This window comes from Herbidospora sp. RD11066, from assembly GCF_054661255.1.
Window position 1 is genome coordinate 61,922 of record NZ_BAAGDO010000006.1, and the last position, 15,813, is coordinate 77,734.

Annotated in this window: 16 protein-coding genes; 7 read left to right on the plus strand and 9 right to left on the minus strand. The window is 69.1% G+C overall.

Annotated elements, in window-relative coordinates:
- Window positions 1-46: 46 nt before the first annotated feature.
- Window positions 47-1,102: an SMP-30/gluconolactonase/LRE family protein gene (locus tag ACYQ78_RS23160; RefSeq protein ID WP_459802982.1), complete on the plus strand. Its 1,056-nt coding sequence runs from the start codon at window positions 47-49 to the stop codon at window positions 1,100-1,102.
- On the opposite strand, the gene ACYQ78_RS23165 is transcribed toward ACYQ78_RS23160, so the two are convergent.
- From ACYQ78_RS23165 to ACYQ78_RS23190, 6 genes are all read right to left on the minus strand, one after another.
- The gene (locus ACYQ78_RS23165) at window positions 1,099-1,839 is read right to left on the minus strand and encodes a hypothetical protein (RefSeq protein WP_459802983.1); all 741 of its coding nucleotides are present in this window, start codon (window positions 1,837-1,839) and stop codon (window positions 1,099-1,101) included. The two genes, ACYQ78_RS23160 and ACYQ78_RS23165, sit on opposite strands and share 4 nt — an antisense overlap.
- Window positions 1,840-1,910: 71 nt before the next feature.
- On the minus strand, window positions 1,911-2,525 hold the full coding sequence (locus tag ACYQ78_RS23170) for a hypothetical protein (RefSeq protein ID WP_459802984.1): 615 nt from the start codon (window positions 2,523-2,525) through the stop codon (window positions 1,911-1,913).
- A gap of 120 nt (window positions 2,526-2,645) precedes the next feature.
- Window positions 2,646-4,130: a ricin-type beta-trefoil lectin domain protein gene (locus tag ACYQ78_RS23175; protein WP_459802985.1), complete on the minus strand. Its 1,485-nt coding sequence runs from the start codon at window positions 4,128-4,130 to the stop codon at window positions 2,646-2,648.
- A gap of 96 nt (window positions 4,131-4,226) precedes the next feature.
- Window positions 4,227-4,928 carry a hypothetical protein gene (locus ACYQ78_RS23180; RefSeq protein WP_459802986.1) on the minus strand — a complete coding sequence of 234 codons (702 nt, stop codon included), beginning with the start codon at window positions 4,926-4,928 and terminating at the stop codon, window positions 4,227-4,229.
- A 30-nt stretch (window positions 4,929-4,958) separates the two neighbouring features.
- The gene (locus tag ACYQ78_RS23185) at window positions 4,959-6,425 is read right to left on the minus strand and encodes an ATP-binding SpoIIE family protein phosphatase (protein WP_459802987.1); all 1,467 of its coding nucleotides are present in this window, start codon (window positions 6,423-6,425) and stop codon (window positions 4,959-4,961) included.
- 1 nt (window position 6,426) lies between these two features.
- Complete coding sequence (locus tag ACYQ78_RS23190) at window positions 6,427-7,095, minus strand: class I SAM-dependent methyltransferase (protein WP_459802988.1); 669 nt, start codon at window positions 7,093-7,095, stop codon at window positions 6,427-6,429.
- Window positions 7,096-7,303: 208 nt separating this feature from the next.
- Here ACYQ78_RS23190 and ACYQ78_RS23195 point away from each other — a divergent pair, with 208 nt between their 5' ends.
- The 5 genes from ACYQ78_RS23195 (at window position 7,304) to ACYQ78_RS23215 (ending at window position 11,950) form a co-directional block, all read left to right on the plus strand.
- Entirely contained in the window at window positions 7,304-7,999 is a 696-nt protein-coding gene (locus ACYQ78_RS23195; protein ID WP_459802989.1) for a tyrosine-protein phosphatase, read from the plus strand.
- 55 nt (window positions 8,000-8,054) lie between these two features.
- The gene (locus ACYQ78_RS23200) at window positions 8,055-8,975 is read left to right on the plus strand and encodes a WD40 repeat domain-containing protein (RefSeq protein WP_459802990.1); all 921 of its coding nucleotides are present in this window, start codon (window positions 8,055-8,057) and stop codon (window positions 8,973-8,975) included.
- Complete coding sequence (locus ACYQ78_RS23205; RefSeq protein ID WP_459802991.1) at window positions 8,975-9,895, plus strand: ADP-ribosylglycohydrolase family protein; 921 nt, start codon at window positions 8,975-8,977, stop codon at window positions 9,893-9,895. Before ACYQ78_RS23200 ends, ACYQ78_RS23205 begins: the two co-directional genes overlap by 1 nt.
- Window positions 9,896-10,006: 111 nt before the next feature.
- A complete protein-coding gene (locus ACYQ78_RS23210) occupies window positions 10,007-10,144 on the plus strand; it encodes a hypothetical protein (RefSeq protein ID WP_459802992.1) in 138 nt (45 codons plus the stop codon).
- A gap of 99 nt (window positions 10,145-10,243) precedes the next feature.
- The gene (locus ACYQ78_RS23215) at window positions 10,244-11,950 is read left to right on the plus strand and encodes a hypothetical protein (RefSeq protein WP_459802993.1); all 1,707 of its coding nucleotides are present in this window, start codon (window positions 10,244-10,246) and stop codon (window positions 11,948-11,950) included.
- On the opposite strand, the gene ACYQ78_RS23220 is transcribed toward ACYQ78_RS23215, so the two are convergent.
- The 3 genes from ACYQ78_RS23220 to ACYQ78_RS23230 form a co-directional block, all read right to left on the minus strand.
- Window positions 11,947-12,411: a flavin reductase family protein gene (locus ACYQ78_RS23220; RefSeq protein ID WP_459802994.1), complete on the minus strand. Its 465-nt coding sequence runs from the start codon at window positions 12,409-12,411 to the stop codon at window positions 11,947-11,949. The genes ACYQ78_RS23215 and ACYQ78_RS23220 overlap by 4 nt on opposite strands.
- Window positions 12,408-13,631, minus strand: coding sequence for a styrene monooxygenase/indole monooxygenase family protein (locus tag ACYQ78_RS23225; protein WP_459802995.1), 1,224 nt, complete (start codon window positions 13,629-13,631; stop codon window positions 12,408-12,410). The genes ACYQ78_RS23220 and ACYQ78_RS23225 overlap by 4 nt, the downstream gene beginning before the upstream one ends.
- Before the next feature lie 108 nt (window positions 13,632-13,739).
- Window positions 13,740-14,705 (minus strand): AraC family transcriptional regulator, encoded by a 966-nt coding sequence (locus ACYQ78_RS23230; protein ID WP_459802996.1) that lies wholly within the window; start codon window positions 14,703-14,705, stop codon window positions 13,740-13,742.
- Window positions 14,706-14,927: 222 nt separating this feature from the next.
- Between ACYQ78_RS23230 and ACYQ78_RS23235 the strand changes: the two genes are divergently transcribed.
- Window positions 14,928-15,797, plus strand: coding sequence for a DUF6000 family protein (locus ACYQ78_RS23235; protein WP_459802997.1), 870 nt, complete (start codon window positions 14,928-14,930; stop codon window positions 15,795-15,797).
- Window positions 15,798-15,813 lie beyond the last annotated feature (16 nt).

Consider the following 15,813-nt stretch of genomic DNA (forward strand, 5'->3'; position numbering starts at 1 on the left):
ACGGACACGCTGTCGGGTTTCCGAGGGCGGCCGGAGACTCGGCCGGGTGAACCTCAGGACCTCAGCCCTCGCCGGAGTCGGCGCGGTGGCGCTGTTGATCGGCGCCTACTTCGTCGTGCTCCGCCCGCCCGTCGAACCCTTCGACCCGGTGGCCTGGGACCCCGGCCCGCCCGCCGTCGTGGCTCGCGACACCCCCGCCATCGGCGTCACCGCGCTGAGCGCACTGCCCGGTCCGGAGGACATGGCCGTCGACGGGTCGGGCCGCGTCCACACCGGGCTGATCGACGGCCGCATCATGCGCCTGACCCCGAAACCGGAGCCGTTCGCCCAGGTCGGCGGGCGCCCGCTGGGCCTGGCGTTCGACGCGAGCGGCAACCTGCTCGTCGCCAACCACGGCGTCGGCCTCCAGTCGGTGGCCCCCGACGGGACCGTCACCCTGCTCACCGACACCGCCGACGGCGAACCGATCCGCTTCGCCAACGACCTCGCCGTGGCCGACGACGGGATGGTCTACTTCTCCGACTCCAACAGCAGGCTGAACAACTCGACCCTGGAGGGCTCCGCCTTCTCCGTGTACGACTTCCTGGAGGGCCGCCCCCGAGGCAGGCTCCTCCGCTACGACCCGTCGTCGAAGGCGACCACCACCCTCGCGAAGGACCTCTACTTCCCCAACGGCATCGCCGTGACCGGCGACTCCCTGCTCGTCGTCGAGTCGACCCGCTACCGCGTGACCCGCGTCTCCCTGACCGGCGGAACCGTCACGACCTTCCTCGACCACGTCCCCGGCATCGGCGACGGCCTCACCCGCACCCCCGGCGGAAAGCTCCTTCTGAGCGTGTACGACCGCGTCCCCCTCCTCGACGACCGCATCCTGCCCGGAACGTGGACCCGCCAGTTCGCGGTCCGCCTGCCCACCGGCTTCCTGACCGACGAGAACGACCCGCCCGCCGGCTCGATCCTGGTCCTGGACGAGAACGGCGGCATCGAGCGCAGACTGTCCGGCATCGACCCGGCCCCCGCCAACGTCGTGCCCTGGGCGAACGGCTGGCTGCTGGGGTCGCTGCAAGGTGACGAGCTGCGGACGATGCCCGCGCCCGGTTAGGCGGTCTCGGAACGTACCAGGCGGAGGAAGGCCTTGAGCCCCGTGATGAGCTCCTGGTTGTCGCTCAGCCCGTCGACCGTCTCGTCGAAGCGGCGTGTCATCAGGGTGATCCGCCGGTTCAGGTCGTGGTCGGCGTCCTCCAGGACCGACCGCGTCGCGGCGAGTTCGTCGCGGGCCCGCTGGAGGTCCTCGGTCAGCTCCTTGAGCGACTCTTCGATGGACGTGCGGGCGTCGGTCAGGTTCTTGACGTCGGTACGCAGCGTCGCGACGTCCTGCCTCGGGTAGTGCAGCTCCTCCATGAGGGTGCCGACCCGGTCCTTCAGATGGGTCAGGTAGGCGCCCGTCGGCCGGAACATGGTCGCCAGCAGGTAGAACCCGGCGAAGTAGTAGCCGACGTACTCACCCGAGAAGTAGGTGATCGCCGCGATCACCGCCGCCGACACCACATGTCCCAGCACCGCCAGCCGCAGCATCCGCTTCGCGATGCCCCGGGCCTCGTCCTCACGGGCCTGCGGCACCTCGATGCCGCGCTCCCGCGACAGATGGGTCTCGTGGACGACCCTGCGGGCCGTGAAGTACAGGTTCCACGGCACGGTCAGCAGGACCAGCAGCCAGATCAGGCTGACCGCGCCGACCCCGATCGCCAGCACGGTGCTGGGGGCCACGCCGGTCGAGAAGGTCAGCCAGGCGGCGAATATCGCGAAACACAGGGAAACCAGGAAAATCCACCATTTCATGCCCCAAAGGATCTTCCATCGGGGCGGGCCGGTGCACCGCTTTCGTACTCAGACTGAGTGGGGAATCAGCACTAGTTCCGTCGCAGAACCCAGACACCGTCGGCATGGACGGTGACCAGACGGGTGCCCTGGGTCAACAGGACCTTGCCCTTGTACCGGCCGATCTTGTTGATGAGCAGGTCGGGATAGTCGGTGAGGCTCTGGTAGCCGTACACGATGAAGTTGGACTTGCCGTTGTGGGTGGCGTTCATGGTGCGCAGGCCCCGGGTGGGGTTGAGTTTGAGGACCTGGGTGCCCTCGCCGCGGATGGTCGCCGAGCACCAGCACCGGGCCTTGGCGACCGGCTTGAAGGTGGCGGTCCACGGGCCCTCCGCCTGGATCTGGAGGCCGGCGGTCCCGGTGTTGCCGAAGCTCGCCGGGTCGTTGTAAAGGACCGTTCCAGTCCACGAGCCGATCTCGTTGACGAGAAGGTCGTCCTTCTTCCCCTTCGGGTTGATCGTGTAGACGATGAAGTTCGACTCGCCCTCGTACGTGAACGTGATCAGGCCGGGGGTCTTGGTCGCCTTGACGCTGACGACGTCGTCGCCGTCGCCCCGGAAGGTCCTGTCGGCGTGGGCCGGGAGCGCGGTGACGCCCACGAGTGAAGTCGCGGTCAGGGCGAGAACGGTCAGTAAGCGGCGGAACACCACGGCTCCTTCGTTTCGGGTGATACGTCGGTGGACTATCGGGGCCCGCGTTTCAAACGTTCCATAATTTTCATGAGAAATGCCGCCGCCCCGGGGCTGAGGCGGCGACACGTCACGGGATCAGGCGCGGCGCCACTTCTGGTTGGCGCCGCCGTTGCACTCCCAGAGCTGGAGCGGGGTGCCGGTGCCGCCCCAGCCGGTCACGTCCACGCACTTGTTGGCCTGGGGGTTGACCAGGTCGCCCGCGCCCGACAGGACGAACTGCTGGGCCGGGTTGCCGCTGCACGTCGCGAGCTGGATCGCGGCGCCGTTGGCGGTGGAGCCCCAGGCCACGTCCATGCAGAGGCCGAAAGCGCGCACGGTGCCGTCACCCGGGAAGGTCCAGTTCTGGGCGTTGGTGTTGTTGCAGTCCCAGAGCTGGAGGCGCTGGCCGTCGACGGCGTTGCTGTTCGGCACGTCGACGCACTTGTTCTGCCAGCCGACCAGGCGGCTCGTCGAGCCGCCGCCACCGGTCGTGGTGAGCTGGAGTCCGTAGGCGCCGAGGATCTCGTTGACGGGCTGGAAGAACGTGGTGCCGCCGGTCGAGCAGTTGCCCGAACCGCCGGAGGTCACGCCCTGGGCCTGGTCACCGGTGATCCACGCGCCGCCCGAGTCGCCGCCCTCGGCGCAGGCGGTGGTCTGGGTGAGGCCGTACACCAGCTGGCCGTTGCCGTAGTTGACGGTCACGTTCTTGGCCTGGACGACGCCGCAGCGCCAGCCCGTCGTGCGGCCCGACCTGCAGATCGACGAACCGCTCGCGGCCTCGTTCGAACCGGCGACCGAGGCGTTGCCGCCGCCGTAGTTGTTGACCCAGGGGCGCGGGGTCCAGTTGGCGTTGGTGCGGACCCACGCGTAGTCGTTGACCGGGAACGAGCTGCCCGCGAAGGTGCCCTGGGAGACGTTGTTGTAGCCCAGGGTCGGGGAGCCGGTGCCGCCGCAGTGCCCGGCGGTGACGAATCCGCCGTTGTTGACCGGGAAGCCGACCGAGCAGAGGGTGTTGCCGTTGATGACGTACTGGTCGCCGCCCCGCAGGTCGTAGAGGGGCTTGGGCGCCTCGGTGACGACGACCTTCGCGTCGACGGCGGCCTTCCCGGCGAACGCGGCACCGCTGGCCTGGTCGGCCGCGGCCACCACGAGCGTGTTCTGGGCGGGGTCGACGTACCAGGCGTGCACCTTCTCGTTCACCGGCGCCCTGTCGAGGGCCGCCTTCGCCGTGGTCAGCTGTTTCTCACTGCGCCCGACCTGTACGGGCGCACCTCCGGCCGCCCGCACGAACGCGGCGTCGGCCTCGGTCAGGACACCGACCTGGAGCCTTTCCGAGCCGGGGGAGTACCAGGCGCCGCCGAAACGGTCGCCGAGTTTCGTCTTGACGCTCTTCTCGACGAGCATCGCGGCGGCCTCGTGGGCCTGCCGGATCCGGGCCTCGGCCGGGGTCAGGTCGAGGTCGCGCTGGAGGGCCTTCTCCGGGGAAACGGGTTCTGGGGCGGCAGCGGACGCAGGTGCCGAGGGCAGCCCGAAGGCCACCCCCAGCACTAAGACGGCGCTGGTCAGGATGGATTTTCTCACGACAGGTCCTTGGGGGCAGCGGAATGGACGAGACCGTGAGAGCGCTCTCAGTAAAGAAACTTTGCATTTGTGACGGATGGTGTCAAGCGGTCCTGACTATTCGGGCCAAGGGGTCCCGTCATCCCACATCCGCTCGGCCTCGGCGGCGAACCGGTGGAACCAGGCGCCGTCACGCGGCTCCAGTGCGAGGATCGGGCCGCTCTCGGCGGCCGGACGATGCTCGAAACGCTGGGCGCAGATGTAGACGCCGTCGATGATCTGGAGGCCCATCGAGGGGACGAACCCGGCCAGTCGGATCTCCAGTCTCCCTGTAGACCGGATCTGATCGAGTTCGGCCAGCACTCCCCGGATGCGCCCGGCCAGTAGCGCCGGGTCGGCTCCGCCTGCGCTGTGCAGAGCAACCGCTGTGATCACCGCATCGTTGTCGGGATCGGCGATCAGCACCCGCACTCGGCCGCCGTTCTCCAATATGCGTCGAAGTTCGAAGCGCATCGTGTTGGAGGTGCGTGCCATCGACCGCCCGATGAACAGGTAGTCGCGCGCCCGCGCCCGCCGGGCGGCCAGGTCGGCGGGGAAGTCGTCGCGGAGCAGGCGGTGGTCGGCCACCAGATCGGCGACCTGGCGGCGCGACTTGATCTGCGAGAACGCCAGGAGCGCCAGGACCGCCAGCGTGACCGAGATCAGCACCGACGTCTCGGCCAGGCCGACGCTGCCGAGCACGGTGAACACGAGCGCGACCAGCGCCAGCAGGTAGAGGTCGAGATTGTCGTCGCGAACGAGCTTTGCCAGGCGCTTCAACCGGACACCTTTCACGCGGGGGGTCTTCGGTCAGACCCCCTTCACCGGGAGGCTGAACCAGACCGTCTTACCTCCCGCCACCCGGCTCGTGCCCCACCTTTCCGCCAACTGGTTCACCACGAAGAGGCCGCGGCCCTCGTCGTCGTAACGGCCGGGTTCGCGCATCTTCGGCATGCGGTGGTCGTCGTCGCTGACCTCGCACAGCAGGCTGTCGGTGCGCAGCAGCCGTACCGTGATCGGCCGGGCCGTCGCCCGGACCGCGTTGGTCACCAGCTCCGAGGCGAGCAGTTCGGCCGTCGGGATGAGGGTGTGCAGGCCCCATCCGGCCAGCGTGCGCCGGATCAGCCCGCGCACCCGGGCGGGGGTCTGCGCCTGCGGTTCCAGCAGCCACTGGGCGACGTCGTCGCTCGGGATGCCGGTGAACCGGATCGCGAGCATCGTCACGTCGTCGCGCATCGGCGTGTTCGGGACCACGCTGTCGCAGACCTCCTCGATCGGGCGCACGCCCGCCAGGCCGCGCCGCAGGCGTTCGACCCCGACGCCGATGTCCTCGCCGCGCTCCTCGACCAGGCCGTCGGTGTAGAGGACGAGCATGCTGTCGTCGTCGGCCGCGATCTCGACCGTCTCGAACGCGTTGCGGCCGAGCCCGATCGGGGTGCCCGCCGGAGGTTGCAGCACGTCGGCCTTGCCCTCGGGGCTCACCAGGATCGGCGGCAGATGACCGGCGCTCGCGATCGTGCAGCGGCGCTGGACGGGGTCGTACACGCAATAGACGCAGGTCGTGATCGTCTGGGCGGCCAGACGCTGCGCCATCTCGTCGAGCGACTGCAATACCTGCTCGGCCGGAAGGTCGAGAGAAGCCAGGGTCTGTACGGCTATGCGCAACTGCCCCATGATCGCGGCAGCGTCCAGGCCGTGGCCCATGACGTCACCGACGACCAGGGCCACCCGGGATCCGGGCAGGGGGATGACGTCGAACCAGTCGCCGCCCACGCGCGCGGCGGCCGGCTGGTAGCGGTAGGCGATCTCCAGACCGGGCAGAGAGGGAGGCTGACCGGGCCGGATCCCGCGTTGCAGGATCTCCAGCGTTTCGAGCTGCTGGCGATGTAATCGTCCGTGGAAGATGGTCAGCGCCGCGGGAACCCCGAGCTGACCGGCGATCAGGACGTCGTCCTGGTCGAACTCGTCGCGTTCACGGTCCCGGGCGAGCACCGCGCATCCGATGGCCTCGCCGTAGGCGCGCAGCGGCACGGTCAGCAGCCGCCCGCCCACCAGTTCCGGGACGGTGGCGGCCGGGTCGCCCGACCAGCGCGAGGGCAGCCGCCCCCGCGGGTCGAGCCGGTGCACGGCACCTCCGTCGAGATAGACGGCGGCGGCGTCGGCCAGCCGGGGCACGGCCGCCTCGCAGAGCAGGCGCGCGACCTGCTCCGGATCGAGGCAGTCGCCGATGGCCCGGGCCGTGTCACCGAGAAACGCCAGACCCTCGGTGTCGATCACTTCAGAACTGGTTACGCCGGCAGTTGAGGAACAGCTGGATCTCCGGCGGAGCCTGCGTGGTGGCCGGGGCGTAGGAGATGTCGGTCTCGACGACCACGGTGAACCCCGTCTCCTCGACCAGCGCCCGCAGGTCCTCCCGCAGGTAGCCGGTGACCCGCACGGGCGCCCCGAGGAACTGGAACGGCACGTCGTCGAGGTCGATCTCGACCATGCTCAGCGCCAGCAGCCCGCCGGGCACGATGACGTCGTGGATCCGCTGGAGCGCCGTGGCGATGTCGGCCCGGGGCAGCATCAGCAGCGAGAAGAACGCCACCACGGCGTCGAACCGTCCGAGCGACGTGTCGATCTCGACGACGTCACGCTCCAGGAAGGTCCCTTCGGGCACGTTCTTGCGCGCCAGGTCGAGCATGACGGGCGAGATGTCGATCCCGGTCACCTCGCAGCCCGCCTCGGCGAACTGCTTGGAGGTCGGCTCACCGGTGCCACAACCGACGTCGAGGACGCGGGCACCCGGCTGGAGCTGCTTGATCAGCCACTCCCCGGCAGCGATCTGCCCCTCCTTGTGGGGGAAGGCATCGTCGTATCGTGATCCGATGCGGTTGAACGCCTCGGCCTGCATAGCCCGGTATTCGTCGCGACTTTGAGCCGAACCGGATTCAGTTGTCATCATGCCGCCATATGGGAGATCGCCGACTTCTGCCCACCAAGTGATAGGCCCTCCGCGCTCACAAGTCAAGATATATCTGCGTTAAATTGACATTTCATGCGGGCGACCTGCGACAACGGTGTTGACTGACAGTGTCGGGCCGGTCAATGCGGAGAGTCAGGTAAATGTCGATTTATGTTCACCATTGCCCCCGAACCGGAAAGGATCCATCGTGCCCCATCTGGCGTGGGAAGGCTGCCACAACACCCGAGACCTGGGAGGTCTCCCCCTTCACGAGGGCGGTCACACTCCCCACGGAGCGCTGGTCCGATCGGACAACCCCGAACGCCTGACGGCCACCGGCTGGGCCGCCCTGACGGCCTACGGGGTGCGGACCGTCGTCGACCTCCGCGAGGCGTCGTCCCCCGACGCGCGCCCCGCCGGCCTGACCACGATCCGCGTCGACCTCGACGACATGGCCGACACCGCCGTCTGGGACCACATCCGCCGCAACGAGCTCGATGGAACCCCTCTCTACTACCGCTACTTCCTCGAGGCGAAGCCCGCCCAGGCGGTGGCCGTCGCGACCGCCGTGGCGCGGGCCCCCGAGGGCGGCGTCCTCGTCCACTGCGGCCTGGGCCGCGACCGCACCGGCCTGATCGTCATGCTCCTGCTGTCACTGGCCGGGGTCACCCGCGAAGCGATCGCCGACGACTACGAGGCCAGCACGCGACGGCTGATCCCCCTCTACGCCGACCTGGGCATCGACGACCAGACGGCGGAGATCGAGGAGATCCTGCGCGCCAAGGGGACCACGCTCAGAACCGCCGTGTACGAGGCCCTCGACGGCTTCGACGCCGAAAGGTATCTCCTGGAGGCGGGCATGGCCGCGGCCGACGTGGCGGCGCTGCGGGCCCGGTTGCGATAGCCCCGTTACCGGGCCGTGCTGGTCCTGGTCGAGTCGCCGCTTCTAGTCTCCGGACGTGTTGATCAGTGCCCTGATGGTCATGATGGCCGCGGTCCCGTTCCCCATCGGTGTCACCGAGATCAAACTCCCGGGAACCGACGTCACGGTCTACGAACGGTCGACGGATCCGAAGGTCGTGACCTCGTACTACCGGGACGAGGACAAGCCGCACGCCTACGTGCGCACCCCCGGCACCGGCAAGTTCGCCGCGCAGTCCGGCGTGTGGCGGGCCGCGGTCTCTCCCGACGGCTCCCGCGTGATGGCCGCCAACGACCTGCTGGACGACAACGACTGCGAGACCTTCCAGATCTACGGCCACCTGACGGGCGCCATCCAATCGGTGAAATTCCCGAGCATCTGCACGCCGTACAGCGGCGGCTGGTTCTCGTGGGCGCCCGACAGCAAGCGCATCGTGCAGCGGATTTTCATCGGACAGGACGGGCAGGAGGGCTTCCAGACGATCGACGCCGGCACCGCGCGGACCCGCCATGTCCGGATGCCGAAGTCCTACGACGACTTCAGCTACATCGGGGCCCCCGACGGAGAACAGATCGTCGCCTTCGACGACAAGACCATCCGCTTTCTCTCCCCGGACGGAAAAGTCCGGCGCACCCTCACCGGAAAGGGCTCCGTCGCGGGGGAGGAGAACACCTTCTCCCCGAAGGGCGACCGTTTCCTGACGGGCTGCCCTGAAGGAGACGTCTGTATCTGGTCCGTGAAGACCGGAAAAGCGAAAGGCGTCGTTCCGGTGCCCAAGGGCGGAATGGTCGTGCACGGCTGGTGGGACGACGACCATCTGATCGTCTCGCGGGTGCGCGGCACGCTGCGGGAGTTCGTCGTCATGACCCTGAAGGGAAAGGTGACCAGGGTCATCGCGGACGTCCCGAAGAAAAGCTATGAGGCCCAGGGGCTGGAACTCGATTTCAGCCGGCCCTAGTGAACCGGGGAGAGCGGGCCGCCGGTGCGGTCGTCGGTTCGGCGGTGGGCGACGCCCTGGGCGCGCCGTTCGAGTTCGGCCCTCCGGGTGCGCTTTCCGCGTCCGGGGACGAGATGCGCGGAGGCGGCGGCTGGGACCCCGGTGAGGCCACCGACGACACCCAGATGGCCGTCCACGTGGCCGAATCCCTGCTCGAACGCGGCGGCCTCGACCTGGAGGACGTGTTCACCCGCTTCCGGCGATGGGCGGCCGACGACCCGAAGGACATCGGCCTCCAGACCGAGGACGTCCTGACCCGCGGCCTCCCCTGGGACCGGGCCGCCGACGCCCACTACCGGACGGCGCGCCACGCGGCGGGCAACGGCTCCCTCATGCGCGCGGCCACCTCGGCGGTCTACTTCGCCGCGTCGGGCCGCGAGGCCACCATGGACGCGGCCCGTCGCCTCTCGGCGCTGACGCACGGCGACCCGGCGGCGGGCGAGGGCGTCGCCCTCTTCCACGACCTGCTGCGCGTGGCCCTGACCGGTGCCGATCCCCTCGCGGAACTCCCCGCGACGTTGGCCGCCGTCCACCCGGATCACCGGGCGCGCTACGCCACGGTCACCTCCCCGGCGTGGCACCCGGCCGACGCGACCGAGTTCAACGGCGCCGTCTGGCCCTGTCTCGGCTCGGCACTCTGGGCACTGCGCACCACGACCGATTTCGACGACGCGGTCCGCGCCGCGATCGACCTGGGCGGCGACACCGACACGCTCGGCGCGGTCACCGGCGCCCTGGCCGGAGCCGTGTACGGCCTGCCCGCGATTCCCGCCCGATGGACCGAACGCCTCCACGTTCCCCTTCCGGGAAGCGGCGGCCGGACTCTCCGACTGCCCGACCTCCTGAATCTGGCCCGCTCGCTGGAAGAAAGCCGAGTGTGAAATGGAATCGCCGTCGCATGGGACCGGGAGTTTCGGCTCTGGGCTATTCGAGAATGACGGGGTTTTGCGACGCGTCGATCTGATGTTCGAGCGTTCCGAGACGAAAGGATCGTGAGGTTCCATCTTCCCGAACCCGGCGACAGCAGGTTGATCCTGGTCAACGGCGGGCCGGATTTCGTCAACTGGCACGAGGACGACGGTGACTCCCATTCACCGTCCCATTTCGGGCACGTGCGCGGCAGCGATTGATGTCGGTCGGGTCCGCTAGGATCCCGACCCGTGATTTATGAACGTATCTGGCGATTTATCAGGGTCGGATTAGTCGGCCTCATTCTTGTCTCGGTCATCGTGGGCGTTCTGTTCAGCGACGGCCTGCTCTGGTCGGCCGCCCATTGGTCGTACAACGACGTGCTGGATTACATCGAGCCCCACGGGTTCGACACCACCATGAAAGTGATGCTGGTCCTCACCGCCCTGGTGAAGGCCGTGTTCCTGTGGCTGATCCTGCGCACTCCCGAGCGAGGGCCGCTCGACGGCAGGGCGAGAGCGCTGCGCGTGCTGCTGTACGTGGCCGTGGCGGACGTTCTCGTGCTGTGGATCCCGTTCCGGTTCCTGCCCGACGAGGCCGAACTGATCTTCCAGCTCGTCCTGTGGACCTCGATCAACGTCCTCTTTCTGCTGGTGATCCACTGGCGCTCCCCCCTGCTGCGGGCCGCGGCCGGAGTGATGTTCGCGGTCGGATCGGTCGGGCTGATCGACGAGTTGCTCGACGAACTCGACCTGCCCGAACTCCCGCCGCACGAGATCGTCTACCTGGTCCTGATGGTGGCCGGACTGCTGGGGAACGTCCTCACGCTCGTCGGGCAGCGGCGCGACGGGCGGTGGAGCGTCGGCACGCTGATCGCCGGCTGGTTGTCGCTGGGCGTGTACATCCCGGCGTTCTTCTACTTCACCGACTTCTCCTTCGGTGGTTCGGGGATGTCGATCGGGCTCGACGCGATCGGGCTCCTCGGCACTCTGTGGATCGCGGCGACCGCCCGTGAGATGGCCGTCGGCGGCGGCCCGGTGGAGGACGTCCACCCCGGGCGGCAGCGCCTGGCCAGGGTCGCGACGGCGTCCGTGATCGTTCTGCCGATCATCGCGTCGATTCCCCCGGAGGAGACCCCGCGCCTCACGTACAGCGGCTGGGACATGGACTGTTACGACCGGCGCCCTTTCGGCGACCTCAAGCCGGAGGAGCTCGACGACGCGTTCCTGTGCCGGGCTCGGAGCGTCGACAGCGGGATACCGCCGATGTTCCCGGACACCTCGTCCGACCAGGAGGTTCTCGCCTACGGGCGTGAGCTGTGCGGGGCGAAGGACCGGGAGGCGCAGGAGGCGATCCTGACGCGGGCCGGGAGCGAACGGCCCGCCTGGGGCGTGGACGACTGGGACCTCGTCTACCTCTGCCCCGACGTCGTCGGCGCGGCGCGGCCCGATCTGCTGCGGTCGGAGGCGGAGGAGGAGGCCGACCACGATGCCTACATCGCCGAGGCGAACGCGGCCTGCCGCGACCCGTGGCCGAAGACGAAGGGCGTCGTCCAGGCCACGGCCAACTACTTCCTGTTCGCCGACGGCGACCCCGGCTATATGGTCTACGACCCGGTCGGCGACACGGGCGAGGAGTCGTTCGACGGGCTGATGGACAGGCTCTTCGACGGCGACACCGGGATCGGGCTGGGCGACGGCGCGGCTCTCGTCGGCCACCTCGACGACGTCATTGAACTGTGTCTCACCGTCAAGGCCTTCCGCGCCGCGCCGCCCCGGCGGCTGGCCGGCTGGGACCAGGTCACCGAGGTCCCGCTCGTCAGCCGCAGCGGCACGATCACCATCCCGGAGATGGACGGCGACGGCGTGGGCGCCGCCGCTCCCATGCCGAACCTGGCGATCGCGGGGAAGGGCCGCTACCGGGTCCGCGTCTACGCCCGGATCGGTGGCCAGGAGGAACACCTGGTCGTCGTCTATCCGGGAACGTCGAGGCGGACCCTCAAGCTCAAGGAGTGGGACATCGATTAGGCCGCCCCGACCAGCCCGCGGTAGCGACCCGAGTGGAAGACCAGTGGTTCCCCCTCGGCCCGCTGGTAGCCCTCCACCGCCCCGACGAAGATGTGGTGGTCACCGCCGTCGTGCACGCGTTCGGTCCGGCAGACGAAACTGGCCAGCGTCCCGGCGAGGATCGGCAGGGGAGCGCCGAGCAGCTCCACCCCGGCGAACTTGTCGGCCGACGGCGTGGCGAACCGCTGCGACAGGTGGTCCTGGCCGGCGGCCAGCACGTTCACGGCGAACCGCCCGGCCCGCAGGAACAGCGCCGCGCTCGGCGCCCGGTTCGACAGGCACCACAGCACCAGCGGCGGGTCGAGCGAGACCGAGGTGAACGAGTTGACCGTCACCCCGGCCCGCTCCCCGGCGTCGGTGACGGTCGTGATCACCGCCACGCCGGTCGCGAACTGCCCGAGGGCCTCGCGCAGCGATCTCATGACGCGACCCCGCCCAGGTAGGCCTCGGCGCGGTCGGCGTCCAGGAACCATTCGGCGTAGTCGGCGGGGTCGTCGAACCCGTTGACGAACCGGTGGGCGATCTCCGGCCGCTGCCCGGCGGCACCCAGCAGCGCCAGGTGGTGGGGCTGCGCCGGGGCCAGCAGGGCGTTGGTCCAGTCGGTGACGTGGCGGGCGTTCGTCCAGAAGAGCTCGAAGGTCTCCTGCATCCAGGCCGCGTCGAACGGCTGCGCCCCCCGCTCGACGATGGCCCGCAGGTAGGTGGCGGCGCACTTGGCGGCGTTGTTGCTGCCCTGCCCGGTGATCGGGTCGTTGAGCACCACGACGTCGGCGACCCCGAGGATCGGCGCGCCCGAGGGCAGCGTCGCGACCGGGCGCCGGACCGTCGGCGCGAACCGTCCGGTCAGCGTCGCATTGGCGTCGGTGAGCTCGATGCCGTCGCAGCGCTCGGCCTCCCACGGGAAGAAGGTCTCCAGGATCTGGCGGCTCCGCGCCAGGTGCTCGTCAGGTGTGTGTACGTCGCCCCAGCAGTCCATCGGACCGCCCGGCACCCCCTCGAACACCATGATCTCGCAGGGCCCGGTGTGGGTGAGCGCGGGGAAGACGAAGTACTCGCCGACCCCCGGCAGTAGGTTGAAGCAGACCGCCGAGTGCTCCGGCCGGGGCGCGAGCCCGTTCACATAGGTGACCGCCAGCGCCCGCTGAGGGGTCGTGTACGGAGACCGCGCCGCGTCCCGTTCGAACAGTGAGGCGATCGGCCCCTTCCCCGCGGCGACGAGCACCATGTCGTACCGCTCGGCATAGTCTTCGAGATCGGCCGGAGTGGCGTCGTGCAGGACGAGCTTGCCGCCGAGCCGCTCGAACTCGCCCAGCCAGGCGGGCATCTTCAGCCGCTGGTCGACCGACCGGGCCGGGGCGTCGAGCCGCGCCGCCCAGTCGAGCGCCTTGCCGCCGCCGGGCGCGGGAACCGTGAGCGCGATGCCGTCGATGGGCGGGCAGACGTTCGTCCACCAGTCGAGCCCGAGCTCCCGTTCACGGGACTGGGCGGTGCCGAACATGGCCTGGCCCGACATCACCCGCCCGTCGCGGATGTCCTCGGGGGTGCGGTTGGAGACGACGGTGACGTCGTAGCCGTTTTGGAGCAGTCCGATGGCCAGGTGGAGCCCGGCCTGTCCGGCGCCGACGACGAGAATCTCACGCATGGTGGTGATCCCTTCCGGGTGTCAGGAGTGTTTCGGTTCGGCGCCTGACAAGAACGGTACGTTCGGTCCCTCACTCCGAGCCATCCGCTGAGCGCGGACCTCATCCACTTACCGCCGCAATGTCTCCGACGGCGGCACGCCGTACTTCGCGCGGTAGAGAGCGGCGAACCGTCCCTGGTGCAGGAAGCCCCACCGGGCGGCGACGGTGGTCACCGTGACCCGGGCGGGATCGGCGCCGCGCAGCTCGTCGTGCACCCGCGCCAGCCGCACCTGCCGCAGGTAGGCCGTCGGCGTCAGCCCCGAATGCGCCCGGAACCCCTCCTGAAGCGAACGGCTGCTCACCGCCACCGCCCCCGCGATGTCGGCGGTGGTCAGCGGCAGATGCGCGTGCTCCTCGATGAACTCCATCGCCCGCCGCACGATCTTCGGCAGCGCGGCCGGTTTGGGTGCCCTCAACCGTTCCAGATAGTTGGACGGCTGCATGGTCAGCAGCAGCGTGATCAGGGCGTTCTCCAGATGGGCGATGGCCAGCGGATGCCCGCCCAGCCCGTCGTCCCGCTCACCCTCCCTGACGAGCAGATCGGCCATGTCCCGCCACGACCGGGTCCATCCGGTCGTCAGATCGATCCCGAGGTCGAAGACGACCGGGTCGGTCAGCCGCTCCCCGAGCATCTGCTCCAGCGACTGCTCGATGGACGCCCGCTCGAACTTGACGATCAGCTGAGGGCACCCCGCCGCCCACCGCATGTCGAGATGACTGGTGGGCGAGGGGATCGCCGCCAGCATGGGGTCGGACACCACCTCCTGGCCCCCGGCCCGGATGAGACTGCGCCCGGTGAGCGGGATCATGACCAGGAAGAACGTCCCGAGTTCCCCCGGCTCGATGTGGACGTCGGCCCCGTAGTCGAGATAACTGACCCGCACCGACCCGAGCTGGACCGAGTTGAACCGGGCCGACAGCAGATCCGCGTCCCCGGCGAGGTCCAGCCGGTGCGGGCAGAACACCTTGGCGACCTCACCACGGACCTCGTCGAGATCGGAACTGGCGAAGACGGCTCGATTGCTCAGGAGCACACCTGATGATCGTTACAGCCGCCCCCGGCGTTCCACGGAAAAGTACGCGCAAGCGATCCCGTGATCCGGCTTGACGTACCGTGAGCTGGGCTTTCGCCATTCCGAGGATACGGAACACTACCCAAAGCGATGGTCTGATCGCCTTCGGTCACCTTCCTGGCCAACCGGCATCCCGGCCGCGATGATGACCGAGTGCGTATGCCGCTTCCGCCGGACGACGAGATGATCAGACTGGTGTGGCGCTACGTCGTCCCGGGTCGCAGCCGGACCAAGCGCTACATCCACCTCTTGGGGAACCTCTTCGCCCTCTCCGACCGTGGGGTGGTCAGGTTCGGGCGCAAGCTCGCGAGGGACGCCCGCCGCATCTCCGACCACGACCTCGGCGTTCTGCTCGACGGCGACTGGCGCTCACGGCTCACCGCCGCCTGGCTCATCGCACTGGACCGCCGCGTCGGGTTCCGGGACCGGCTGAGCAGACTGCTCCTCGACAGCGAATTCGTGTACGCGGGCGCCGGATACTGCGTGGCCCTGGCCCGGTTCGGCGAGGCCGAAGACGCGGCCGTCCTGTCGGCCTATCTCGACCGCTACCTGCCGCAGGTGGAGAACCGCTACGACCAGGAAGACGCCCTGGGCGCCCTCCTGCTCGTCGACGAGAGACTCGGAACACGTCACGCCGGCAGGTTCCTGACCCCCGGCGGCCTGTGGGAGACGTTCACCACCGATGACGTCGGCGCCGACGCCTGCCGAAGCGACATGCGCGACCGGGTCTCCTTCGCGGAAAGCGCCATGAACGGCACTCTCGCCGCATGGACCGCGGCCCGCCCGATGCGGCCCCGCATGCCGAGGTTGTGGTTATTCGACAGGTTCCTGGGCGGCGGTGTCGCGCCGACCCGGTTCCAGCGGTTCGTCGCGGCCCATCCGCTGGGCTTCGGAGTGATCACCGGCGCCGTCATCGGAGGACCGTTGAGTGTCCTGACCTGGGCCGTGGTGGTCGTGCCGGTGATCTTTCTGGTGGCCCTGGCCTACTACGAACGCCTGCGGCAGCGGCACTACGGCCACTACCCGGCCGATCCGGCGGGCCGTCCACGTTGACGGCCCGCCGGATCGG

What these genes read in the sequence shown, in the direction of transcription:
- ACYQ78_RS23235 (WP_459802997.1), top strand. Translation starts at nt 14,928, where the DNA reads ATGATCAGACTGGTGTGGCGCTACGTCGTCCCGGGTCGCAGCCGGACC.
- ACYQ78_RS23225 (WP_459802995.1), bottom strand. Translation starts at nt 13,631, where the DNA reads ATGCGTGAGATTCTCGTCGTCGGCGCCGGACAGGCCGGGCTCCACCTG.
- ACYQ78_RS23165 (WP_459802983.1), bottom strand. Translation starts at nt 1,839, where the DNA reads ATGAAATGGTGGATTTTCCTGGTTTCCCTGTGTTTCGCGATATTCGCC.
- ACYQ78_RS23220 (WP_459802994.1), bottom strand. Translation starts at nt 12,411, where the DNA reads ATGAGATCGCTGCGCGAGGCCCTCGGGCAGTTCGCGACCGGCGTGGCG.
- ACYQ78_RS23190 (WP_459802988.1), bottom strand. Translation starts at nt 7,095, where the DNA reads ATGATGACAACTGAATCCGGTTCGGCTCAAAGTCGCGACGAATACCGG.